The 24419-nt window shown below is 50.9% G+C and carries 15 protein-coding genes, 2 tRNA genes and 2 rRNA genes; 3 read left to right on the forward strand and 16 right to left on the reverse strand.

From position 1 onward, the window contains the following. Positions 1 to 23: 23 nt before the first annotated feature. The 15 genes from CTN_RS02550 to leuS form a co-directional block, all read right to left on the reverse strand. Positions 24 to 3745: ribosomal RNA gene (locus CTN_RS02550) — 23S ribosomal RNA — on the reverse strand. Between the two features lie 40 nt (positions 3746 to 3785). Then, a tRNA-Ala gene (locus tag CTN_RS02555) sits at positions 3786 to 3861 on the reverse strand. A 5-nt stretch (positions 3862 to 3866) separates the two neighbouring features. Continuing rightward, positions 3867 to 3943, reverse strand: a tRNA-Ile gene (locus tag CTN_RS02560). A 44-nt stretch (positions 3944 to 3987) separates the two neighbouring features. Continuing rightward, positions 3988 to 5548, reverse strand: a 16S ribosomal RNA gene (locus tag CTN_RS02565). The 16S and 23S rRNA genes sit together here with 2 tRNA genes alongside, the layout of an rRNA operon. A 231-nt stretch (positions 5549 to 5779) precedes the next feature. Then, positions 5780 to 7984 (reverse strand): replication restart helicase PriA, encoded by a 2205-nt coding sequence (priA, locus tag CTN_RS02570; RefSeq protein WP_038066709.1) that lies wholly within the window; start codon positions 7982 to 7984, stop codon positions 5780 to 5782. Next, the gene (locus CTN_RS02575; protein ID WP_015919005.1) at positions 7984 to 8835 is read right to left on the reverse strand and encodes a YitT family protein; all 852 of its coding nucleotides are present in this window, start codon (positions 8833 to 8835) and stop codon (positions 7984 to 7986) included. Before CTN_RS02575 ends, priA begins: the two co-directional genes overlap by 1 nt. 25 nt (positions 8836 to 8860) lie before the next feature. Then, the gene (locus tag CTN_RS02580; protein WP_015919006.1) at positions 8861 to 9742 is read right to left on the reverse strand and encodes a damage-control phosphatase ARMT1 family protein; all 882 of its coding nucleotides are present in this window, start codon (positions 9740 to 9742) and stop codon (positions 8861 to 8863) included. Further along, complete coding sequence (locus CTN_RS02585) at positions 9720 to 9989, reverse strand: acyl carrier protein (RefSeq protein ID WP_038066713.1); 270 nt, start codon at positions 9987 to 9989, stop codon at positions 9720 to 9722. Before CTN_RS02585 ends, CTN_RS02580 begins: the two co-directional genes overlap by 23 nt. Positions 9990 to 10047: 58 nt before the next feature. Continuing rightward, positions 10048 to 12219 carry a sodium-translocating pyrophosphatase gene (locus tag CTN_RS02590; RefSeq protein ID WP_015919008.1) on the reverse strand — a complete coding sequence of 724 codons (2172 nt, stop codon included), beginning with the start codon at positions 12217 to 12219 and terminating at the stop codon, positions 10048 to 10050. Between the two features lie 3 nt (positions 12220 to 12222). Further along, positions 12223 to 15519 (reverse strand): reverse gyrase, encoded by a 3297-nt coding sequence (rgy, locus tag CTN_RS02595; RefSeq protein WP_244857411.1) that lies wholly within the window; start codon positions 15517 to 15519, stop codon positions 12223 to 12225. Then, positions 15516 to 16730: an adenosylhomocysteinase gene (locus CTN_RS02600; protein ID WP_015919010.1), complete on the reverse strand. Its 1215-nt coding sequence runs from the start codon at positions 16728 to 16730 to the stop codon at positions 15516 to 15518. Before CTN_RS02600 ends, rgy begins: the two co-directional genes overlap by 4 nt. Then, positions 16717 to 17184 carry a YqeG family HAD IIIA-type phosphatase gene (locus tag CTN_RS02605; RefSeq protein WP_015919011.1) on the reverse strand — a complete coding sequence of 156 codons (468 nt, stop codon included), beginning with the start codon at positions 17182 to 17184 and terminating at the stop codon, positions 16717 to 16719. Before CTN_RS02605 ends, CTN_RS02600 begins: the two co-directional genes overlap by 14 nt. Continuing rightward, on the reverse strand, positions 17181 to 17402 hold the full coding sequence (locus CTN_RS02610) for a DUF4911 domain-containing protein (RefSeq protein ID WP_015919012.1): 222 nt from the start codon (positions 17400 to 17402) through the stop codon (positions 17181 to 17183). The genes CTN_RS02605 and CTN_RS02610 overlap by 4 nt, the downstream gene beginning before the upstream one ends. Then, positions 17403 to 18029, reverse strand: a complete 627-nt coding sequence (locus CTN_RS02615; RefSeq protein ID WP_015919013.1) for a redox-sensing transcriptional repressor Rex — start codon at positions 18027 to 18029, stop codon at positions 17403 to 17405. 9 nt (positions 18030 to 18038) lie between these two features. Next, entirely contained in the window at positions 18039 to 20513 is a 2475-nt protein-coding gene (gene leuS, locus CTN_RS02620) for a leucine--tRNA ligase (RefSeq protein WP_038066718.1), read from the reverse strand. Positions 20514 to 20609: 96 nt separating this feature from the next. Here leuS and CTN_RS02625 point away from each other — a divergent pair, with 96 nt between their 5' ends. From CTN_RS02625 to ruvA, 3 genes are read left to right on the forward strand one after another with little or no spacing between them, the layout of a single operon-like run. Beyond that, positions 20610 to 21791 (forward strand): phosphopentomutase, encoded by a 1182-nt coding sequence (locus CTN_RS02625; RefSeq protein WP_038066721.1) that lies wholly within the window; start codon positions 20610 to 20612, stop codon positions 21789 to 21791. Continuing rightward, positions 21792 to 23087: a bifunctional folylpolyglutamate synthase/dihydrofolate synthase gene (locus tag CTN_RS02630; RefSeq protein ID WP_015919016.1), complete on the forward strand. Its 1296-nt coding sequence runs from the start codon at positions 21792 to 21794 to the stop codon at positions 23085 to 23087. Further along, positions 23084 to 23650 carry a Holliday junction branch migration protein RuvA gene (gene ruvA / locus CTN_RS02635; RefSeq protein ID WP_038066724.1) on the forward strand — a complete coding sequence of 189 codons (567 nt, stop codon included), beginning with the start codon at positions 23084 to 23086 and terminating at the stop codon, positions 23648 to 23650. Before CTN_RS02630 ends, ruvA begins: the two co-directional genes overlap by 4 nt. Here the strand turns inward: ruvA and CTN_RS02640 are convergent. After that, positions 23627 to 24418, reverse strand: a complete 792-nt coding sequence (locus CTN_RS02640; RefSeq protein WP_015919018.1) for a DUF368 domain-containing protein — start codon at positions 24416 to 24418, stop codon at positions 23627 to 23629. The two genes, ruvA and CTN_RS02640, sit on opposite strands and share 24 nt — an antisense overlap. Between the last annotated feature and the right edge of the window lies 1 nt (position 24419).

Consider the following 24419-nt stretch of genomic DNA (forward strand, 5'->3'; position numbering starts at 1 on the left):
TGGAAACTGCATAGGGGATTTCGGAGGTCAAGGCCTCGGCCGATTAGTACCGGTGGGCTCAACGCCTTGCGGCGCTTACACCCCCGGCCTATCAAGGTCCTCTTCTCGGACCGGCCTTACTCCCTTAACGGGATGGGAGGCCTAATCTTGGGGCGCGCTTCCCGCTTAGATGCTTTCAGCGGTTATCGCTTAGGGGCATAGCTACCCGGCGTATGCCGCTGGCGCGACAGCCGGTACACCAGAGGCCCCCTCCTCCCGGTCCTCTCGTACAAGGGAGGACCCCCCTCAAGCCTCCTACGCCCGCGGCAGATAGGGACCGACCTGTCTCACGACGGTCTGAACCCAGCTCACGTACCCCTTTAATGGGCGAACAGCCCAACCCTTGGGACCTGCTTCAGCCCCAGGATGGGATGAGCCGACATCGAGGTGCCGAACCCCGCCGTCGATGTGAACTCTCGGGCGGGACCAGCCTGTTATCCCCGGGGTAACTTTTATCCGTTGATCGACGGCCCTTCCACACGGGGCCGCCGGGTCACTAGGGCCGGGTTTCCCCCCTGCTCGGCCTGTCGGCCTCGCAGTCAGGCCGGCTTATGCCCTTGCACTCTACGGTGGATTTCCAACCCACCTGAGCCGACCTTTGCGCACCTCCGTTACTCTTTAGGAGGTGACCGCCCCAGTCAAACTGCCCACCTGGCACTGTCCCCACCCTGCTCTTCACAGGGTCAGGTTAGGACTCCAGTGCACCGAGGGTGGTATTCCACTGGCGGCTCCACCGCCCCTGGCGAGGCGGCTTCACAGCCTCCCACCTATTCTATACACGATGCACCAGAGCCCAATACCAGGCTGCAGTAAAGCTCCACGGGGTCTTTCCGTCTAGCCGCGGGTACTGGGCATCTTCACCCAGACTGAAATTTCGCCGGGCCCCCCGCCGAGACAGTGCCCCAGTCGTTACGCCATTCATGCAGGTCGGAACTTACCCGACAAGGAATTTCGCTCACCCTTATCCCACCCTTTCGGAGTGGGGGTGGACTGTATCTTCATCCAGTCCCCGGATCTCTTCGAGGGTTCGTTTCAACCTTTCGTGGTTTCCTGTGTTCATTTCCATGGCGATTTCCAGTATCTTGATGAGACCTTCTTTTGTGAGATGTTCTCCCCGTTCCATCATTATGAGAATCCTTCTGAATTTTTTGAAGTCAACGTTTTTCTTCGTCTTTAGAGGATGTTTTTCGAAGAATTCTACAACTTTCTTCAAGCACGACCTTTTTCTGATCCTTAGTTCGTATCGATCGTCGTGGTTCTTCCGCACAACACCGCATCCGAAGAACTTCCTCAGTGCGTACAGAACCTGTATGTCACGCTTGTGCTGGACGATCCTGAATTCGGGGAGAACCTGATAACCCGTTTTCATGGTGCGATTTCTGCTGACACCAACGTAGAAACAACCTTCACCATCGACGAACCCAACGACCCAGTCAGGCTTGAGATCCAAGATTTCCACCCCTTCTCACGGGGACTGGATGCCCGGCGTACAGTCTCTGAGGATCCCCCCTCAACGGGGTTTCCTGCGGATTGCCCAATCCCTTCCATTTTTACCTGGGCTGGCCGCAGCCCCCAGGTAGGAAGGGCTCTAAGGGCTTCCCCGCATACAGCCGGGTATTGCCCCACAGGTTTCCCTGTGGGCAGGCAGCGAACGCTACCTTAGGACCGTTATAGTTACGGCCGCCGTTTACCGGGGCTTCGGGTCGGAGCTACGCTCCCACAAGGGGAGCCTCACCCCTCCCCTTAACCTTCCGGCACTGGGCAGGCGTCAGTCCCTATACTTCCTCTTTTCGAGTTAGCAGAGACCTGTGTTTTTGGTAAACAGTCGCCAGGGCCTTGTCACTGCGACCGCCTCGGGCTCCCCCGGTTTCCGGGTTGCCCCTTCCCCCGGGTTCACCCTAACGCGGCACCCCTTCTCCCGAAGTTACGGGGCCAATTTGCCGAGTTCCTTGGCGAGGGTTAACCCGCTCCCCTGAGCCTTCTCAGCCCGCCCACCTGTGTCGGTTTGCGGAACGGGCACCTACGGTCTCAAGCGGTACGCGAGGTTTTTCTCGGCAGTGTGGGGTCGGCGCCGTTGGTCCCCGAAGGGACCTCCCCATCACGGCTCAGGCTCGGGGCGCGGATTTACCTACGCCCGTCATCGCCCTAACCGCTTGGAGGGGCATGCCACTTGCCCCCGGCGCCTACCCTCCTGCGTCACCCCTCGTACCATCGACCGCAGGTGGCGCCGGAATATTAACCGGCTTCCCTTCGGCTACCCCTTTCGGGTTCACCTTAGGGTCCCGGCTAACCCTGGGCGGACGACCCTTCCCCAGGTACCCTTGGGCTTACGGGGGGAGGGATTCTCACCCTCCTCTCGCGTACTCATGCCCGCATTCTCACTTCCGCCTCGTCCAGCGGCCCTCGCGGGTCCGCCTTCACCCTACAGCGGAACGCTCCCCTACCGCCAGTACCTCCAGCGGAGGTACTGACCCGCGGCTTCGGGGGGTGGCTTGAGCCCCGTTACATTTTCGGTGCAGGGCGCCTCGGCTGGTGAGCTGTTACGCACTCTTTAAATGATGGCTGCTTCTAAGCCAACATCCCAGCTGTCTTAGGCGCCCCACATCCTTTACCACTTAGCCACCTCTTCGGGCCCTTAGCCGGCGGTCTGGGTTGTTCCCCTCTCGTCCGCGGAGCTTATCCCCCGCGGGCTCACTCCCGGGCTTTGTGTGCAGGGATTCGGAGTTTGACGGGGTTCGGAGGAAACCCCCCTAGCCCCATCAGTGCTCTACCCCCTGCACAGACCACCCGAGGCTGCACCTCAATGCATTTCGGGGAGAACCAGCTATCACCGGGTTCGGTTAGCTTTTCACTCCTACCCCCAGGTCATCCGAGGACTTTTCACTGTCCACCGGTTCGGGCCTCCAGTGGGTTTTAACCCACCTTCACCCTGCCCAGGGGTAGCTCACCCGGCTTCGGGTCTGCCGCCGGTGACTAGACGCCCTGTTCGGACTCGCTTTCGCTACGGCTACGCCTCAATCGGCTTAACCTCGCCACCGACGGCAACTCGCGGGCTCATTAATCAAAAGGCACGCCGTCACCCCCAAATGGGGGCTCCGACTTCTTGTAGGCACGCGGTTTCAGGTCCTCTTTCACTCCCCTTCCGGGGTGCTTTTCACCTTTCCCTCACGGTACTGGTGCACTATCGGGCGGCGGGTAGTATTTAGCCTTGGAGGGTGGTCCCCCCAGCTTCCCACGGGATTCCACGTGTCCCGTGGTACTCGGGAACACGACCCAGGGAGTCCCTCCCCTTTCGCCTACGGGGCTGTCACCCTCTCCGGCCCACCTTCCCAGGTGGTTCGGCTAGAGGAGGGATTTGTAACTCCCCGGCGAGTCCGTGGCCTCGCCCGGTCGTGTCCCGCAACCCCAGCGTGGCAACGCCCACGGGCTTTGGCACCACGCTGGTTTGGGCTCCTCCCCGTTCGCTCGCCGCTACTAGGGGAATCTCGGTTGATTTCTTTTCCTCGGGGTACTGAGATGTTTCACTTCCCCCGGTGTCGCACCGCCTTTCGGCGGCGAGTGGCCTCAACGGCCACCCAGGTTTCCCCATTCGGGAATCCCGGGATCAACGCCTGCTTGCGGCTCCCCCGGGCTTATCGCAGCTTGCCACGCCCTTCATCGCCTCCCGCCGCCAAGGCATCCACCGCGTGCCCTTAGTACCTTGACCTCCTACTCTCCCCTATGCAGTTTTCAATGACCCTTCACCTTGGTGGAGACGAGGGGATTCGAACCCCTGGCCTCCTGCTTGCAAAGCAGGCGCTCTCCCAGCTGAGCTACGTCCCCACCAATGGTGGGCTCGGGTGGACTCGAACCACCGACCTCACGCTTATCAGGCGTGCGCTCTGACCAGCTGAGCTACGAGCCCCCGAGCCATTGGAATATGGATAGCAGCCCCCGAAAATCTCCTAGAAAGGAGGTGATCCAGCCGCACCTTCCGGTACGGCTACCTTGTTACGACTTCGCCCCCCTCGCCAGGTTCTCCCTCGACACCCCCCCTCCCTTTCGGGTTGGGGCAGGTGTCTTCGGGAGCCCCCGACTCGGGTGGCGTGACGGGCGGTGTGTACAAGGCCCGGGAACGTATTCACCGCGGCATGGCTGATCCGCGATTACTAGCGATTCCGGCTTCACGCAGGCGGGTTGCAGCCTGCGATCCGAACTGAGGGCGGCTTTGGGGATTGGCTCCCCCTCGCGGGGTCGCAACCCATTGTACCGCCCATTGTAGCGCGTGTGTCGCCCAGGGCATAAGGGGCACGAGTACCTGACGTCATCCCCTCCTTCCTCCGGCTCGTCGCCGGCAGTCCCCCTAGAGTGCCCGGCCGAACCGCTGGCAACTAGGGGCAGGGGTTGCGCTCGTTGCGGGACTTAACCCAACACCTCACGGCACGAGCTGACGACGGCCGTGCACCACCTGTGCCGGCTCCCAGTCCCGAAGGACTGGGTCCCTACCCCTTTCGGGGAGGTACCACCGGCATGTCAAGCCCTGGTAAGGTTCTTGGCTTAGCATCCAATTAAACCACACGCTCCACCGCTTGTGCGGGCCCCCGTCAATTCCTTTGAGTTTCACCCTTGCGGGCGTACTCCCCAGGCGGCCCACTTAACGCGTTAGCTTCAGCACGGAGGGATTATCCCCCCACACCTAGTGGGCATCGTTTACAGCCAGGACTACCCGGGTATCTAATCCGGTTTGCTCCCCTGGCTTTCGGGCCTCAGCGTCGGGGTCGGCCCAGGAGACCGGCTTCCCCACCGGCGTTCCTGCCGATATCTACGGATTTCACCCCTACACCGGCAGTTCCGTCTCCCTCTACCGCCCCCAAGCCTGGTAGTTTCGGATGCAGCCCCACGGTTGAGCCGTGGGATTTCACATCCGACACACCAGGCCGCCTACGCCCCCTTTACGCCCAGTAAATCCGGGTAACGCTTGCCCCCTACGTATTACCGCGGCTGCTGGCACGTAGTTAGCCGGGGCTTTCTAGCGGGGTACCGTCATCGGCAGGGCATTTCCTCCCTGCCTTATTCTTCCCCCGCCACAGCGGTTTACACCCCGAAGGGCTTCGTCCCGCACGCGGCGTCGCTGGATCAGGGTTTCCCCCATTGTCCAAGATTCCCCACTGCTGCCTCCCGTAGGAGTGGGGCCCGTGTCTCAGTGCCCCTGTGGCCGACCACCCTCTCAGGCCGGCTACCCGTCGTCGGCTTGGTGGGCCGTTACCCCACCAACTACCTGATGGGCCGCGGGCCCCTCCTCCGGCGGGGCAAACGCCCCTTTCCTCCACCAACTTGCGTTGATGGAGCGTATGGGGTATTAGCCAGGGTTTCCCCTGGTTATCCCCCTCCGGAGGGCAGGTTACCCACGTGTTACTCACCCGTCCGCCGCTGGGTACTCCTCCCCAAAGGGGAGTTTCCCCCGCTCGACTTGCATGTGTTAGGCACGCCGCCAGCGTTCACCCTGAGCCAGGATCAAACCCTCCATATAAGATTCGATCCGGCTCAACAAAATCGGGGGGCTGCTATCCATATTTCAATGACCCGAGGACAAAAACCTTGAAGTTTGCTTCAGCTCCAGAGTGTGTAACTTCTCTTTTCGGGTTCTATTCTCTTTTTCCGCTTTCTGAAGACCCTTTCACTCAACGTCGCCGAGATTAATAATAGCACCCCTTCCACAGCAGTTCAATTAAGGAAAAGATAAGGTAAAGTTACATTAAGGTTAATCCGGTATCTCCAGAGAAGGCGGATCCACCAGTATCAGTGGATCCAAACCCAGCACCTTTGAGTACTTCTCCACCTTTGAAAGGGTTTCTTCCACCTTATCCGTTTTCACCACCAGGTGGTGTCGATAAAAACCTTTCAATTTGAACATCCAGTGCTCTGCAGGTCCAAGAACCTCTTCACCGTCAAGGGAATTTCTCAGTCTCGTCAGAAGCCTTTTTCCCTGGTTCGGATCTTTTGACTTCAGTGCGATGTGAATCAAGTGCTTGTAGGGAGGATAACCCAACGATTTTCTTCTTTCGAGTTCTCTTTCATAGAACCCTTCCACATCTTCTTTTATTGCCCTCATGATCACCTCTTCGTCGGGGTTGTACGTTTGAAGGATAGCCCTTCCCGTACCCTTTCTGGACGCTCTTCCGAACACCTGGACAATCAACTGAAACACCCTCAACGAAGCTGAAAAATCCGGTAGAAAGATGAGTGAGTCCACATCAAGTACACACACAAGACCGATTTCCGGAACATCGAAACTCTTCGTTACCATTCTTGTTCCAACAAGAATGTCTATTTCCCCGGAAATCAACCTGTTTATGTAATCCTCCACCTCCATTACATCCTCGACAACTTCCCGATCTATTCTCATTACTCTCCTTTCCGGAAAATATCTTTGCAGTTCCCTTTCAATCTTTTCCGTGCCAAATCCTTTCCCGGAGAGTTTTCCACCGCAAACAGGACATTCTTCTTCGAATCCGTACTCTCTGCCACACTGATGACATTTCAGTGATCTAGAATCCAGGTGGAAAACGAGAGACACGTCACAGTCTTCGCACTTCAAAACGTGGCCGCAGGTTTCACATTGCACCCTTCCCCAGTATCCTTTTCTTCTCACATAGACGAGCACTCTCCGACCCTCTTTCAGGGTTTCTTCCATCCGATCGAGGGTTTTCCTGGCAAAGCTGCCTACCCTTTCTTCCTTCCTCATATCGACGACCTCTATCGACACGTCTGCGTGTTTTCTTACAAAAGTGAACACCTTGATTTTTCCCTCTTTTGCTTCCACGTAAGTCTTCAAAGCTGGAGTAGCAGAAGACATCACCAGGGGAACTTCAAAGACCCTGGAAATTTCCCTTGCCACTTCAACCGCGTCATAGGAAGGAGGTGAATACTGATAGAAACTCTCATCGTGCTCTTCGTCAACTATGATCAGAGAAAAGTTTTTGACGGGAACAAACACGGCACTTCTTGTACCGAGCAGGATATCGATCTTCCCTTCCACAGCTCTGTACCACTCTAGGTTTTTTCTAGATTTCGATAGGTAACTGTGGTATATGCCCACTCTCATCTGTGGGAACAATCCTTTCAAGCGCGAAAGCAGATGCGTGAGTATGGAAACCTCAGGTACCAGAAAAAGTACTGTTCCCCTTCTAGAATATTCGCCCGCAAGTTGAAGGAGTGCTTCTGTTTTACCACTGCCCGCGGGCCCAAAGAAAAGGTTCACATCAGAGAGTTCCTCTTTGAAAGTGGTTCGATTGGATCTCTTTTTCGGTGGAACGTCCTGATGAAGAACTTCTATTATTCCTTTTTCCCGGAGAGACTCGATCACGCTTCTGGAGACCTCCAGATCCCTCAAAAGGTCCTCCAGGAGTACTCCGCCGTTGAACTGAAGGTACTCAACCACCATCTTCTGCTTCAGAGTCAGCGGTGTTCGTACCAGTTCTGGAATGGACGCTTTCAGAAAAACTCTCTTTTTTAAACGTGGCTTGGGTTCCTTTATATAGAAAGATTTTTCGATTTTCACGAGCCCTTTCTTCAACATCTCTTCCAGGACTTTTTCTCCTTTATCCTTCACAAAATCGGAAAGAAGCATCTCTTCAAAACCGAGGAAAGGACTTTGCGAGATCACCTTCTCCGTTACGTAATCGTCGATTCCCGGCGGGAAGAAAAGATCGAAGACCATACCTATCGGCGAACCGAACCTTCTTGAGATCCACTTTGCTATTTCAACGTGCTTTTCTGTTAGAAAACTCCTCCCATCTCGCTCCTTCACAGTGAAGGAGTCCTTCTGGAAAGAAGGACCTATCACGTAACATTTCGTCCTTTCTCCTTTCCAGCCGACCCATATTCTCTCACCTGGATTCAGCGGTTCCTCTGATCGAACACAGATCGTCCTTCCTGTTCCCGATATCGCTGCCTCGTAGTACATCACAACTCCTCCAGTTCTTTAAAACCCTCTCCCAGAGCCTGTCTTACTTCTTTGATTACGACAAAGGCTTTCGGGTCTACCTTCCTTATGAATCTGATCAGTTCGTTCAACTCTCTTCTTCTTACCACCACAAGGAGTATTTTTCTTTCCTTGCCCGTGTAAGCTCCCTTCGCAGGAACGTAGGTGGCACCCCTGTGAAGTTTGTAAAGAACAAAATCTTTTATCTCCTCAGACCGTTCAGAAATGATGGTTACTTCACTCGATTGCTCTATTCCTCTCAGCATGAAGTCCACCATTATACCGTTCAGTATCACACCGAGAAGAGCGTACATTCCCGTTCTCGCGTTGAATGTGACACCTGCCAGAGCCGCTATGGTGAAGTCCACCATCAGAAGTCCCATTCCCATGGAGATCCAGAAGTATTTGTTCAGGATCCTTGCTATGATGTCTGTTCCTCCGGTGGAAGAATTCTGAGAAAACGTTATGGCAAGTCCCAGGGCAGTGAGTAATGTGCCGAAGGAGACCGCAAGAAACAGATCGTCACCTGTGTACTTCGGTAAAGGAATCAGACGATCGAACAAATCCACAAAGAAGTTGAAAACGAAAGTGCAGTAAATCGTCTTGGCACTGAAATCGAATCCCACGGTGAGGAAGGCGACAAGAAAGAGCAGACCGTTCAGAATGTACATCCAGATTCCCACTGGAAGCGGAAGAAGATGATGAAGTATCATCGAAAGACCACTCACACCGCCGGCAGCTATGTTGTTCGGTATCAGAAAGACCACCACACCAACGGCGGTGACCAGAGTACCAAGAGTACTGAGAACGTACTCCCTGATCTTTTCTATCAACTTTACTCACCTCCTCGGGAAAAGATCAGAGGGAGGAAGAGGAAATGAACACCTTTCCTCCTACGGGAACTTTCAGAACTTCCGCCACAAAATCACACTTGGCGGTCAGGAGGAAGAACAGGTTCTCTCTTTCTTCCTCGTAAAGACCCTCGAAGTTTCCCTGTCCTTTGGAGACGACGAGGTCTGTTTCGAAAAACATCCTTCTGAACTCTGGTGTAGCTTTGTCCAGGACCACACCCGGCTCTTCCACACCGGAGTCGATCAGTGTGGCAACCTCTTCCAGCCTGATTTGCTTCGCATCATCGACTGTGACGTCGTTTATTATCGGCTTTCCACGAACGGCAACCATCACCTCGAGCGATGGATTCTGCATCTTCATGATCTCGATGAAGAACTTATCGAAAACGATCTCTCCGGCGTTATCTGCGATATAAAAGAGTGTGGAAGCACTTTCGAGGGCGTTTCTGAACTCTTCGAAATCCTCCCTGTCGAAAGGCCTTTCGTAGGCTTCGTGAAGTTTTTCAAAGACGTCTTCTGTTTTCCAGCCTGGGATACCAAGATCTATCAAATTTCCTGAAACTGCCAGTTTCGCAGCAGAGTACACAGGATCAGGGGAATTCAGGATCTCTGTTCTGAACATCTCAACGAGTTTCATTGCCATCTCGTTCGATCTTTCCTTTTCTTCTTTGAAGGGATCCTCCTCCTTCACGTACTCCATGATGAACCTGTGGACCTTCCCGTTGACCTCCAGAGGTTTCATTCCCCATTTCATCTCGCTCATAACTCTGAAGATCTCCCGGAATATCACCCATCTTTTTTCAGGGGAGTTGATGGTCTTCTTCAGGAGATTTTCAGCCTGCCTGAGACTGCATATCAGGCACCTTTCATCCGCCCTCAGATACCTCATCGTTGACCTCCTCCAGTTTTCTGCTCACGATATCTATCAGATCTTTTACCCTGCGAAGACTTTCGAGCTCTTCGTCCTCTATCCTTATTGCGAACTCGTCTTCGAAGAACATGACAAGATCTATCACATCTAGCGAATCAAAGCCGAGTTCTCCAAAAGAGACATCTTCATCGATCGTCTCCAGATTCTTTCCCATCTTCTCTGAAACTATTTCCACAAACTTTGCAAGAAGCTTTTCTCTTTCCAAGGTCATCCCCCCTAAGAATCCTACCACAATTTTAAAGGGGGCCGAAGCCCCCTTCTTATCAGAACAGGTGAACGTGTTTGAAGATGGAAACCGCTATCACCGAAACCACCGACATGATCTTTATGAGAATATCCAGAGAGGGACCCACCGTATCCTTGAGGGGATCTCCCACCGTATCTCCTATGACAAGGGCTTTGTGAGGTTCAGATCCCTTACCGTACCCTTCCAAGTTGCCCGCCTCGAGGAACTTCTTGGCGTTGTCCCAGGCTCCTCCGGAATTTGCCGTCAGAATGGCAAGCATGGCACCACTGATGACGGTCCCTATCAGCACACCTCCGACGAACTCCGGTCCAAGCAGAAATCCTGTCACAAGTGGCGTGAGAATCGCTATGAAGGCAGGATATCCCATCTGCTTCAGAGCGTTATCACTGGTGATTTCTATACACTTGTTGTAGTCCGGCTTTGCCTTTCCTTCCAGAAGCCCAGGAATTTCCCTTGCCTGTCTTCTGATCTCATCCACCATCTTCATAGCGGCCTTCGTGACCGCAGAAATTAGGTAACCACTGAAGTAGTAGGTGATCGCCGCTCCAAGGAGTGCGCCCGCTATCACCCTCGCGTCCACCATGTTCAGAAGGAGTATGAGAGAAGGTGGCTTTCCAACGTCCGATGGACTGATCTGCGAGAACATGTAAGAGGCAAAGAGAGAGAGGGCCGCCAGGATAGCCGAACCGATGGCGAATCCCTTTCCTATGGCCGCCGTCGTGTTACCCACAGCATCGAGATGATCCGTTATCTTCCTCACCTCAGGGTCCAGTTCACACATCTCACTGATTCCGCCCGCATTGTCCGCTATCGGTCCGTAACTGTCCACGGAAACGGATGTTGCAACAAAGGAAAGCATTCCAAGAGCAGAGATTGCAACTCCGTAGAGCCCTGCAAAGTAATCTGCGAAGAGAATACCGAGAACGAGCGTTAAAGTGGGAGGAAGCACGCTCTTCATTCCAAGGGAAAGACCGTTCGAGATGACCATTCCTGTGCCTTCGATGGAGGATCTGCTGAGGAACTGTGTTGGTCTGTAGTGATAACTCGTGTAGTACTCAGCCCAGAAACCGACCAAAATTCCCGCAAATATTCCTATGATCGCTGAAAACCACGGAGAGATGGGACCAAACCTGAAGCCAACAACATCCAGACCCTGGGCATCCTTAAGATAAAAGTATGTCAGGAAAGCGGTCAAAACGACCGTGAGAATGGCGGAAGTCCAGAGACTGATGTTGAGTTCCCTCTGAGGATTGTCAGATGGCCTTTTCACGATCACGTAGAGTATTCCAAGCATGGAACATCCAAGACCGACCAGTGCGAAGAGAATCGGATGGGTGATGAGGGACTGTATGGTTTCCTTCGGGATCTGATGAACAAGGTTTTCTCCCACTCTTTGAACGTATATCGGGAACATGTAAGAAGCCAGGATAATGGAAGACACTATGGCACCAACGAAACTTTCCAGAAGGTCAGCTCCCAGACCGGCAACGTCTCCCACGTTGTCTCCCACGTTGTCTGCTATCGTGGCAGGATTCCTTGGATCGTCTTCAGGAAGGTTCAGTTCTGTCTTTCCAACAAGGTCAGCCGCCATATCCGCTGCCTTCGTGTAAACTCCTCCTCCAACCCTGTCAAACATGGCTATGATAGAGCATCCGAGGGCGTAACCAGAGACCGTCATGGCGAAAGGAACAAAGTTTATCCCAAGCCAGTTGGTGTATATATTGAGATTGTCCAGCTGTCCCATCCATTTTCCAAAGATCAGGTAAACCAGAACAAGTCCAAGGAGGGCAAACCCACCGACGGAAAGCCCCATGACACTTCCACCCTGGTAGGCCACCTTCAACGCGGGTCCTATCTTCCTCGTAGTCCTGGCCGCTTCTGCCACTCTGACGTTTGCTCTGGTGGCCATCTTCATCCCCACGATACCGGCGGAGGCGCTCATCACGGCTCCAAGAAGAAACGCCACACCCGTCTGCCAGGTTGTGAAGATCATGAGGAGTATCGCTATGACGATGGCAACTTTGAAGATAGCCCTGGTCTCGTGCGCAAGGAACGAATCCGCCCCACTTCGAATGTAGGAAGATATCTCCTTCATTCGATCTGTACCCTCTGGTTTTTTAACAACAGCGGCGAAGTTTGCAGCGGCAAATCCCAGTGCAACCAGAGGAATGAGAAAGAGCAGCCACATACATTACCCCTCCTCCGTGAGAGATTTTATTTCCTCGTACAAAAGCCTGAGTGTGGATTGATAATCCTCTTCTCCCTTTTCCACCCTGTCCATGATCTCTTCCAGCCTGCGAGTAGTCTCTTCTGTTACGAACCTTTCGTATCTTTCTTTGAGGAACGAATAGACCATCACTCCCAGTTTCGTTGGTCTGATCCTCCTGTATTTATCCTCATACACGTATCCTCTTTTGAAGAGTACCTCTACTATTTTTGCATAAGTTGAGGGTCTGCCAATTCCCCTTTTCTTCATCTCTTCCACTATAGAAGCCTGAGTGAAGAGAGGTACCGTGTGTTTTTTGTAAATCTTTCTTTCAAGAATTCTGTAGCTTCTGTGTTCGAATCGTGGAGAAATTGTTAACGGCATGAAGAGATTCCAGCCGTCCTTCAGAATTTCCACCACGTACTCCTTCTTCAACTCCTTTCCTTCCACATCGAAAAAGACTGACTGCCTCTTCACCTTCACAGGTGAAGACTGACTGGCCAGAAAGCGGTTGAATATGAGCGAGTAAACCCTCAGGTGCTTCTTTGTCAGGTCCGTTATCAGTCCCTCTTCCATCATTTCCTCGATTTCTTTATCGTCGATGGGTTTCACCGGTCTGATGGCCTCGTGTGCCCCCTCGGTTGACCAGCTCCTTCCTGTGAAGAGTTCTTCTTTGCCGATCTTTCTCAGATAGCTGCGTGCTACGTTCTGGCCTTCCAGTGAGACCCTGATCGAGTCGGTCCTGTGGTAGGTGATGAATCCCTTCTCAAAGAGATCCTGGAGAATATCCATCGTCTCCTGAACACCCAGTCTGAGTTTTTGGGATATCTCCGAGAGCGCAGAAGAAGTCGTGTAAGGTGGAGGAGGGGCAATGTCTTCTTCTGTTTCTTCCACTTTCGACACGCTGATGGCATCGACGGACACTTTCCCTTCAACTTCGAGTTGTGCGCCGTTTTCCAGCGTGATGAGTGTGAAGTTTTTTTCGCTTTTTCTATACTCTTCTTCTCGATCTACTATCCATCCCAGAACCGTGGACTGGACCCTGCCCGCCGAGAGGTTTGGTTTGCCGAATTGCTTTTGAAGTTTTCCACTCAATTCAAATCCGATCCATCTGTCCTGGATTCTTCTCACTACCTGTGCCTTCACCAGATTGAAATCGACAAAACGAACACTCTCCCGTGCCTTTTTGAAACCGTATTTTGTGATTTCATGCATTTCAATTCTTTTCAGAGATCCGTTGGCGGGTATCAGATACTGTGTCACGTCCCAGGATATTTTCTCTCCCTCGACATCGGGGTCCGTTGCCACCAGGATCTCATCAACCTCAAGCGATATCTCCCTCAGTGCTCTGAGGGTCTCAGTTTTGTCATCGAGGTCTTTTGAAGAACAGATGGGACATTCTTCTCGATCTTCTGTGAACTGGTATCCACAACTTCTGCATCTTTTCAGAGAGTTGTAAACAGGAACAAAAATACCGTTTTTTTCCTCAACCCCGTGAATTCCTCCTCTGGTGACAAGATCGTAAACGTGTCCTCTCGTTGCCGTGAACAAAATGATTCCTTCATCCGTTACAGCTTCATGGACCAGGATATTTCTTTCTCTTCGGGAAGAGGACTTTCCCAGGAACTTTGAGATCGTATCCGCTTTGGTTGGCGACTCCACAACTATCAGGAGAGAACGGGAAGTGTCGGAAAACTCCTTCTTCAGGCTCTTTCTGCTTTCTTCCACCTCACGAATGAGTTTTTCCCAATCCACCTCTGATTCCTCAAGAATCTCTTCCTCTGCTACGAGGAGAAGACGGGTTCTCAAAGATTCGAAGATTTCCTCATCTTCTTCAAAGATCACGGCTAGACCCTTTACAAGTACACCGTTCAGTATCCTCGATGATCTTCCAGAAGCCTGAATGTAGGTGTAAATATCGGGAATGATGAGCTCTTCTCCTCTCACGGCAGAGCCCCTGAAGATCTCTTTCACTCTCTCTACAAATTCTTCCTGAGAAAAATGTGATTTTGCGAGTTTTCTGAGTTCTTCTTCGTTCACCTCTCTACCTTTTATCAGGCCTGATTCTCTGAGGAGCCTGGTGAGGACAAACTTCGGAGCTCTATCGAGTTCCAAAGGAAACTTCATGGAGGGAACTCCCCAAAAGATCACGTACTTTATCCTCTCTGGAAGATCAACTCCCCTTGTCAGCTTCCCATAATACGCCTGTACACCCACCAGAACATCGATATCGCCGTTTTTGAATGCATCGAAATTTTCCTCGAACCTTTCCCAGGTTCCCTCAACCCTTATTCCCTGACCTTTCAAATAATCGACCAGATTTCTTCCCTCTTCTTCCGTCTGCGTGAAGATCAGGACACCATCTCTGAACACCCTGAGCAGTTCCACCAAGCGTTCTCTGGACTTTCTGGAAATTCTCACGTGCGTGATGTTGCGGGAGACAGAAACCAGTCTTCCCACGGTGAAGTTGAGAAGATCTCTGAACAACAAGGGCCTGATACCGCGTGGTCTGGCCGTGGCGGAGGAAACCACCAGGATTCCTGTTTTCAAGTTGTCTGGTCTTTCATAGATCTTTCCCTGTTTGATGGCAGAGAGTGCCTTCTTTATGACATTTTCCGGGATCCCCACCATCATGAGAAGGGTGTCTATGTTACGGGAGGCCTTGAGGACTGCGTCCACATCGTCCACGAAAACGAAATCGAACTTCTTTCTGGAGAGTTCTTCTCTGTGTCTGGAGACGAACTGTGTGGAAACGACCAGTATGTGGTAGTCATCTTTTTCAAAACTTTCCTCGAATTTCTTTTTCTCTTCCTTTCCCATTGAGGAATAAAATCCTATGATTTTGGCATCTTCTGACATATTCCTCAATCTTTCGAGGGTCTGCTTGACCAGTGTCACTGTAGGGAAGATGAGCGCCGACTTTTTTCCTTTCCTGGCAAGCCACAGAGAGGCAACCATCCCGAACGTCGTTTTCCCCACGCCCGTTGGTGCTACCATCGTGAAACTTTTTCCCAGGATCGTTCTTTTTGCCCACAAACGCTGATACCCCGTCAGATTTTTTCCAAACATTTCCTTGAAAAAATTCCGAAAGTCCTCGTACTCACGCCAGAATCTGTGATAGAAGCGATAATCTTTCAACGTTCTTCTCTCGAGAAGAGCTTCATAAATGTCAGAAGGGGACTCCTCGGGAAGACACACTTCACACGGAAGTCCCCTCTCGTTTCTCTCATCGGTGTTCACTCCTCTGCAGTTTATACAGGAATGGTGGTACTTCAAATTCACTGCCAACTCTCCAGATACCTCCTTTGTTTTTCTGTCAGGCTGTCTATTCTCACGTTCATGGATTTCAGTTTCATCATGGCCACCTTCTCATCCACCTCGGGCGGAAGAGTGTAAACTCTCGGTTCCATGCTGGCGTGATTTTCCAGAAGATACAGTATGGCAAAAGTCTGAAGAGCGAACGAAAGATCCATGATTTCTATGGGATGCCCGTCTCCTGCTGCAAGATTGACCAGTCGACCTTCGGCAAGGAGAAAGACCGTTTTTCCATTCTTCAACACGTAACCCGTCACGTTCGGACGTGCTTCGAATTTCTCAACGGCAAGTCTTTCGAGTGTCTCTACAGGAATTTCAACGTTGAAATGACCCGCATTGGCCAGAACTGCCCCGTCTTTGAGCGACAGAATATCTTCCTCGGTGAGTACATCAGTGTTTCCCGTGGCCGTCACAACAAAATCGGCCAGTTTTACTGCCTCTTTCATCGGCATCACTTCGAAGCCATCCATGATCGCTTCCACCGCTCTGACGGGATCCACTTCCGTTACGATCACTTTTGCACCAAGTCCGGAGGCTCTCAGGGCGATTCCCCTTCCACACCAGCCGTAACCGGCCACCACCACCCTTTTTCCGGCGATCAGAAGATTCGTGTTTCTCATAATGGCATCCCACGTGGATTGTCCCGTTCCATACCTGTTGTCGAAAAGAAACTTCATCTTCGAATCGTTCACAGCCACAACCGGTACTTTCAATTTCCCGGATTTTTCAAGAGCCTTTAAGCGTTTCACGCCGGTCGTGGTTTCTTCAGAGACACCCTTCAGGTTCTCGAGGACATCGGTCCTTTCGGTGTGTGCTATGACCGTGAGATCTCCGCCATCGTCTATTATGAAATCGGGTCTTTCATCGAGCACCTTCATGAGATTCTGCCGGTAGACATCTTCATCGTGAGTTCTCTTTGCATAGACGGTGATCCCTTTTTTCCTGAGGGCCTCCGCCACATCGTCCTGTGTGGAAAGAGGATTGCTTCCTGTGACAACAACTTTCGCTCCAAGTTTTGCGAGTGTGAGCGCAAGATAGGCCGTTTTCGCTTCCAGATGTATGCTCATACCAACAGTCACACCTTCGAGTGGCCTTTTCCCGGAAAATTCCCGTGATATCTCGTTCAGAAGAGGCATGTACCTGGAAACCCAGTTTATCTTCATCTCACCTGTCTTCATCGCATCGTCCCTCCAGCATTTTTTCAAAGAGTCTCAATATCTTCGTCCCAAGGAACTCTTTCTGACTGATCGGTTCCACTTTTATCACATGGAATCCAAATATCTTCCCCATTAGGACATCGGTGAAAAGCTGGTCTCCTATCATCACACAGCGTCTGGGATCTATCTTTTCTTTCTTTAAAAATCTCCATACTTTGAAGCTCAGAGGTTTTCCCGCTCTCCAGATGAACGTCGCTGGAAGATCGACTTTCCTCGGCTTGCCGTTGGAGACGATCACCACCCGTGCTCTGCTCGACAGTTTTTCCAGGATTTTTCTTTTCTCCTCCGGAAGTTCTCTCTCTTTCCAAGGAGCAAGGGTGTTGTCGAAGTCAAACAGAAAATATCTGTACCCCCTTCGAACCAGTTCATCGAAGTTGATGTCTTCCACCTTCTTCACTCGCGTCAGTCTCTTCATGCTTCTCCAGGATTCTCCCTCACATCGATGATTTCAAGGTCGACCATCTCTTTACAGCCTTCCAGAAGTTCTATCGCTTCTTTTGGAAAGGGGGTGATGATCCTCAAAATGCCGTCTTCGTACTTTCTGATGTTGAACATGTGCTCTTCAACTTCCAGAAGGTAGTTCAGAAGATGAACATCCTCTTTGGATACCCTCACGTATATATCGTACTCCATTCATCTGCTCCTCCTTACAATCTCGAAGGTGAGTACCCTCAGAGCTGCCGTTATGTCTATGTTCTCAACGGGAACGGAGACTTTGATCTTGACAGGTGCAAAATTGAGAATACCCAGGATCCCGCATTTTTCCAGTCTTTCCGCCACACCCTGAGCGTGATCAGCAGGGACTGCGATGACGCCTATTTCTGCTCCTTCTTCTCTGACAAACCTTTCCAGATCGCTCACGTCTTTCACGATCAAACCAGGTGCCACTTCTTTTCCAATCTTCGAGGGGTCGTTATCGAATATCCCGACTATCCTGAAACCTTTTTCACGCATAACGGCGTAGTTGGCTATTGCCCGTCCTATGTTTCCGGCTCCCACAACAACGAGTTTCCATTCTTTCTTGACTCCGAGTATTTCTCCTATTGCGTTGTAGAGATGTTCCACGTTGTATCCAACGCCACGTTTTCCAAACTCTCCAAAATAAGAAAGGTCTTTCCTGATCTGGCTTGCCTTGAGGTCAAGTCTTTTTGCAAGTTCTTCCGAGGAGACCACTTCGACCCCCTCATCGATCAGCCTTTCAAGACACATGTAATAACTGACCAGTCTTTTCGAAACGGGCTTTGGAATCTTCTCTGCCATCCTATCACCTCATATCACGATATTTACTATTCTTCCCTTCACGTAGATGAACTTCTTCACGGTCTTTCCATCGATGTATTCTTTGACTCTTTCCCTCTCCATCACCATCTTCTTCAGTTCTTCCTCTGAGATGTCCACCGGAACAAGGATCTTGTCCCTCACTTTTCCGTTTATCTGAATGGCGATCTCCATTTCTTCGACCTCAAGGGCTTTTGGATCGTAGGATGGCCACGATTGCTGAACAACAAGACCCTCCTGTCCCAGCTCGTGCCAGAACTCTTCCGCCAGATGTGGTGCGAACGGTGATAGAACCAGTGTGAGGTTCTCTGCGATCTCCCTCAAAAGCTTTCTGTTCCACTGATCTTCTGGTACACCGCTCAGGTACTGATTCAGATGGTTGATCAGTTCCATGAGACCACTGATGGCCGTGTTGAACTTGAATCCGCCTTCGATATCTTCTGTTATCTTTTTGATGATGCTGTGCAGTTTTCTTCTGAGTTCCTTTTCAACGGGAGTTGTCAACGAAAGCCCTTCGACAGTTTCTTCCTTCACGTGCGGCAAAATTGTGTAGAATGTGTTCCAGAGCCTTCTGATGAATCTGTGCACTCCTTCGATACCTGCATCACTCCACTCGGCATCTTTTTCCGGAGGCGCCATGAAGAGTATGTACATTCTCAGGGTGTCTGCTCCGTACTTTTCTATCATGTCGTCGGGAGATACCACGTTCCCCTTCGACTTCGACATCTTGGCGCCATCTTTGTATATCATTCCCTGAGTGAAAAGATTGGTGAAAGGTTCGTCGAAATTCAAATATCCAAGGTCGTGAAGTACTTTGGTTATGAACCTCGAGTACAACAGATGCAAAATGGCGTGCTCCACACCACCTATGTACTGGTCCACGGGGAGCCAGTAGTTCACATCATCCGGTTCGAAGGGCTTGTCATCCAGATGTGGATTCACATACCTGAGGAAGTACCAGGAGGAATCAACGAACGTGTCCATGGTGTCGGTTTCTCTCTGGGCCTCTCCGCCGCAGATCGGACATTTTGTCTTCTTGAAGCCTTCATGGAAAGAGAGGGGAGACTGTCCGGTTGGGAGAAACTCCACGTCTTTTGGAAGTCTGACCGGAAGATCTTCTTCCGGAACCGGAACGGTTCCGCACTTTTCGCAGTAGATGATGGGAATGGGAGCCCCCCAGTATCTCTGACGGGATATGAGCCAGTCTCTGAGCTTGTACTGAACCGACCGCTTACCGATTCCCTTCTCCTCGAGCCAGTTTATAACCTTTTCAATACCTTCCTTACTTGGAGTTCCTGTGAACGGTCCGGAATTGACCATGATTCCTTCACCTTCGTATGCTTCTTCCATTTTATCCGGGTCGAGTTCTCCATCCACAGGTTTTATTACCACCTTTATGGGTATTCCGTATTTCCTGGCAAAGGCGAAGTCCCTCTGATCGTGAGCCGGCACCCCCATGATGGCACCCGTTCCGTACTCCATGAGTATGTAGTTTGCAACGTAGATGGGTACTCTCTCTCCGTTCACCGGATTCACCGCATACCTTCCCAGGAAGAATCCCTCTTTTTCCGCCTCCACGGACGTTCTCTTGAATCTGTCCTGCTGTTTTACACGTTCCAGAAACGCCTGAAGATCTTCTTTTCTGTCATCAGGCACCAGTTCCTCCACGAGTGGTGACTCCGGTGCCAGCGCCATGAAGGTGACACCCCAGAGCGTGTCGGGTCTTGTCGTGAAGACTCTTATTTTCGTGTCCGATCCCTCGACGGGGAACTCTATCTCTGCACCCGTGCTCTTTCCTATCCAGTTTCTCTGCATCGTCTTGACGTGTTCGGGCCAGCCAGTAAGCTTTTCCAGATCGTTCAGCAGTCTTTCCGCGTAATCGGTTATTTTGAAGAACCACTGTTCAAGGTGCTTTATGGTCACACTCGTTCCACACCTTTCACATTTTCCGTCCTTCACCTGTTCGTTGGCAAGGACGGTCTTGCACTTTGGACACCAGTTGACGGCTGCCTTTTTCTTGTAAGCAAGTCCGTTCTTGTAGAGCTGGAGGAATATCCACTGAGTCCATTTGTAGTACTCCTCGTCACAAGTTGCAATTTCTCTGTTCCAGTCGTAGCTTATACCCAGTCTCTTCACCTGTTTTCTGATGATGGAAATGTTCTTCCTGGTCCACTCCTCAGGGTGTATTCCCTTCTCGATCGCCGCGTTCTCTGCGGGCAATCCGAAGGCATCGTAGCCAAACGGATGGAGAACGTTGTATCCTCTCATCCTCTTGTACCTGGCAACGATGTCTCCTATGACGTAGTTTTTCACATGTCCCACATGGAGTGTTCCGGAGGGATAGGGAAACATCACAAGGGCGTAGTATTTCGGTTTTTCAGAGCGCTGTGGAGTATGAAACACTCCCTTTTCTTCCCAAACTTTCTGCCATTTTTCTTCTATTTCCTGGGGCCTATACTCCTTCATAGACGCACCTCCTGATTTTTCTCTGCTCTCTACTAATAATATCAAATTCTTCCGTGCTTCGTGATAGAATCTTTCAGGAAAAAAGGAGATGAGAGTATGCGAGTGGTTCTGATCGTTCTGGACAGTGTCGGAATCGGTGCGATGCCAGACGCTCATCTGTACGGAGATGAGGGAAGTAACACACTCGTGAACACGGCAAGGGCAGTGGGAGGACTTCACCTGCCGAACATGGAAAGACTTGGACTTGGCAATCTGGACAACATACCAGGAGTCAAACCCGTGAAACCGTCTGAGGGTGTTTACGGAAAGATGATGGAAAAGAGCCCCGGCAAAGATACAACTACAGGCCACTGGGAGATTGCCGGTGTTATCCTGAAAAAACCGTTCGACCTCTTTCCGGAAGGATTTCCAAAGGAACTGATAGAAGAGTTCGAAAGAAGGACAGGAAGAAAAGTGATAGGAAACAAACCCGCATCGGGAACGGAAATAATAAAAGAGCTGGGACCGATACACGAAAAAACGGGAGCATTGATCGTCTATACCTCTGCTGACAGTGTGTTCCAAATAGCCGCCAAGAAAGAAATCGTACCTCTAGAAGAACTCTACAGATACTGTCAAATAGCGAGAGAACTCCTGGACGAGATGGGATACAAAGTGGCCAGGGTCATCGCAAGACCGTTCACTGGAGAGTGGCCCAACTACATCAGAACACCAGAGAGAAAGGATTTTTCACTGGAACCGGAGGGCAGAACTCTTCTTGACGTCCTGACAGAGAACGGCATACCTGTCTATGGTGTGGGGAAGATAGCCGATATATTCGCTGGAAGAGGTGTCACTGAAAATTACAAAACAAAGGACAACAACGATGGAATCGACAAAACGATCCTCCTCATGAAAGAAAAAAGACACAGGTGCCTGGTGTTCACGAACCTGGTGGACTTCGACACCAAATACGGCCACAGAAACAACTATGTCGCCTACGCGAGAGCCCTCGAAGAATTTGATGAAAGACTTCCCGAGATCTTCCAGGCTATGGAAGAGGATGATGTGCTGTTCATAACAGCGGATCACGGATGTGATCCGACGACGCCTTCAACAGACCACTCCAGGGAGATGGTTCCCCTCCTTGGGTACGGCAGGAAATTGAAGAAAGATGTGTACATTGGAGTCAGAGAAACCTTCGCGGATCTTGGACAGACGATCGCCGACATGTTTGGTGTACCTCCTCTGGAAAATGGAACGTCCTTTAAAAATCTGATATGGGGTGAGAGTCGATAAATGGGATACCTGGACATTTTGAGATATCTCTACCACAAGCGCCCTATGAGTAAGATAAAACCGGGTCTTGAGAGGATCTCTCTGCTTCTTTCCCTTCTTGGAAATCCCCACACGAAGTACCGGGTCATTCATGTTGGAGGAACAAATGGCAAAGGTTCCGTCACGAACATGATCAGCAACGTTCTCATAGCACAGGGGTACAGGGTGGGTTCGTATTACTCACCACATCTCAGCACCTTCAGAGAGAGGATCAGGTTGAACGAAGAGTTCATCTCCGAGGAAGATGTAGAAAGGATCTATCAGCAAATGGAACCCGTTTTGAAACGTCTGGATGAGAACGAAGTGTTTTCTCCCAGTTTCTTCGAGACGGTCACGGCGATGGCCTTTCTCTATTTTGCAGAGAAAAATGTTGATGTGGCCGTTGTGGAGGTAGGGCTTGGAGGACGTCTGGACGCCACAAACGTCGTATCCCCACTCTGCTCGATCATCGTAACGGTGGATAGGGATCACGAGAAAGTGCTGGGTACAACCATCGAACAGATCGCCTGGGAAAAATCCGGGATAATAAAAAACTCTGTTCCAGTTGTCACCGGAGAAGAAAAGACAGAAGCACTGAAAGTGATAGAAGAGGTGGCGAGAAAGAAAGGATCGAAAGTGTACGCTCTCAACAGAGATTTCGCCGTGGAGGTTGAATCGTTGAAACTCTTCGAAAACAGGTTCAGCTACCTGGGAGACAAAGTGTTGAAAGACCTTGTTTTGACGATGAACGGACCTCATCAGTTGACAAACGCGGGGGTTGCTTTGAAAGCGCTGGAAGCGATCGATCTTTCGGTGAGCGAGTCGGCGATCCGGGAAGGCTTGAAAAAGGCGAAAAATCTTGGAAGATTCGAAGTGATTGAAAAGGACGGAAAAAGATTCATTCTGGATGGAGCTCACAATCCCCACGGTGCGAGGTCTCTTGTGAAATCGCTGAAACTGTATTTCAAAGAACCTTTGAATCTGATCATCGGTGTGCTGGACGACAAAGATCGAGCTGGCATTTTGAAGGAATACAGGAACGTTTTCGATAGAATCGTCCTCACACGGGTTCCTTCCCCCAGAATGAAAGATTTCGATGGGTTTGTTGCACTTGCAAAGGAGATACTGGGAAACGTCGATGTCATAGAAGATCCCCTCGAAGCGCTGAAGATCGCCGAGGAAAAATCAGTAACTGTCGTCAGCGGGTCTCTCTTTCTTGTGGGTTACGTCAGAGAGTACCTCGAGACAGGAAAGATCGGTGAGGAGTGGTACCTGTGATAGCTGGGATCTACGGAAAAGTGGTGGAAAAGAATGGAAACACCGTTTTTGTCTCAACAAACTCCGGCATAGTCTTCGAAATTGCATGCGATACACAGACATGCGAGGAACTCGAGGAGAATAGGGAGTGTTATCTGTACACGTTCCTGAGCGTCTCTCAGGATGGTGTTGCTCTCTACGGTTTTTCGGATAGGAAAAAGAAGGATCTTTTTCTTTCTCTGATGAAAGTCTCAAGGCTTGGTCCCAAGACAGCCCTGAAGATACTTTCGAGTGAGGACGTGGACACCCTGATATCGATGATCAACTCCCAGGATGTTGAGGGACTTTCAAAGATTCCGGGAATCAGCAGAAAGACCGCCGAGCGAATCGTCATGGAATTGAAGGGAAAGTTCGAAAGCACTGTATTAAAAGACCTGAAGACCTACCATGAATCCCTGGAGGCCCTGGTTTCTCTCGGCTATCCAGAAAAACAGGCAAGAAAGGCCATAAAGGAAGTACTCAAGGACGGCATGTCCACGTCCGAAGTTATCAAAGAAGCATTAAGGATTCTGAGCCGCAGATAATCTCCTTTCCAGTTTCAAAAGCAAAAACCCAAAAACGAGTGACGCAGAAAGGGTCAGAACAGATGGAAAAAGGTCCTCCAGAACGATCTCTTTCGGGAACACCCGGTAGAGAGACGCCAGTATCATCCCCCCTATGAAACTGTAGGTCTCTTCCCTGAACCTTCTCAGGAGAAATCCCATGACCTTTATAGAAACGAAAATCCCGAGGACCACACCCGAACCAAAAACGAGCAATTTATCGATAAGAAGATGGGAAACCATGGAGAGAATGGAATCGTACACACCAAACATCAGAAGAATCAGAGAACCGCTGATACCAGGCACTACCATCGCCGCTGCAGCCACAAAGCCTGCCACAGGAAGAACGAAAAGTCCTTCCCCGCCGCTTTCAGCACCACCTGAAAAAGAAAGCAGAAAGACACACAAAATACCGAAAATGAAAAAAATCAGATTCTTCAGAGAAAGAGAAAAAAACTCCTTTGCCTTCACAAAACTCACGATCACAAGACCAACGAAGAAGAAGTGAGTCGGGACAGGATATCTGATCAGAGAGATCTCAAGGAGTCTGGCAAACCCGAACACTCCAGCAAGCAGCCCAAATCCAGCGGGAAGGAGAATCTTCAAAGATTTGAAATCTCTTGAAAACAGAGAATTTATCGCCTCTATCAACCTGTCGTATATACCCATCAGAACCGCAATGGTTCCCCCACTGACTCCCGGTATGATGTTCGCTGCTCCCATGAGAACACCAGAAAAAAAGTACCACACC

The sequence above is a fragment of the Thermotoga neapolitana DSM 4359 genome (assembly GCF_000018945.1).
Lineage (GTDB): Bacteria > Thermotogota > Thermotogae > Thermotogales > Thermotogaceae > Thermotoga > Thermotoga neapolitana.

Coding starts and splice junctions, on each gene's coding strand:
- priA (WP_038066709.1), bottom strand. CDS start 7,984: ATGTACTACGAGGCAGCGATATCGGGAACAGGAAGGACGATCTGTGTT.
- CTN_RS02580 (WP_015919006.1), bottom strand. CDS start 9,742: ATGAGGTATCTGAGGGCGGATGAAAGGTGCCTGATATGCAGTCTCAGG.
- CTN_RS02590 (WP_015919008.1), bottom strand. CDS start 12,219: ATGTGGCTGCTCTTTCTCATTCCTCTGGTTGCACTGGGATTTGCCGCT.
- CTN_RS02600 (WP_015919010.1), bottom strand. CDS start 16,730: ATGAAGACAGGTGAGATGAAGATAAACTGGGTTTCCAGGTACATGCCT.
- CTN_RS02605 (WP_015919011.1), bottom strand. CDS start 17,184: ATGAAGAGACTGACGCGAGTGAAGAAGGTGGAAGACATCAACTTCGAT.
- CTN_RS02610 (WP_015919012.1), bottom strand. CDS start 17,402: ATGGAGTACGATATATACGTGAGGGTATCCAAAGAGGATGTTCATCTT.
- CTN_RS02615 (WP_015919013.1), bottom strand. CDS start 18,029: ATGGCAGAGAAGATTCCAAAGCCCGTTTCGAAAAGACTGGTCAGTTAT.
- leuS (WP_038066718.1), bottom strand. CDS start 20,513: ATGAAGGAGTATAGGCCCCAGGAAATAGAAGAAAAATGGCAGAAAGTT.
- CTN_RS02625 (WP_038066721.1), top strand. CDS start 20,610: ATGCGAGTGGTTCTGATCGTTCTGGACAGTGTCGGAATCGGTGCGATG.
- CTN_RS02630 (WP_015919016.1), top strand. CDS start 21,792: ATGGGATACCTGGACATTTTGAGATATCTCTACCACAAGCGCCCTATG.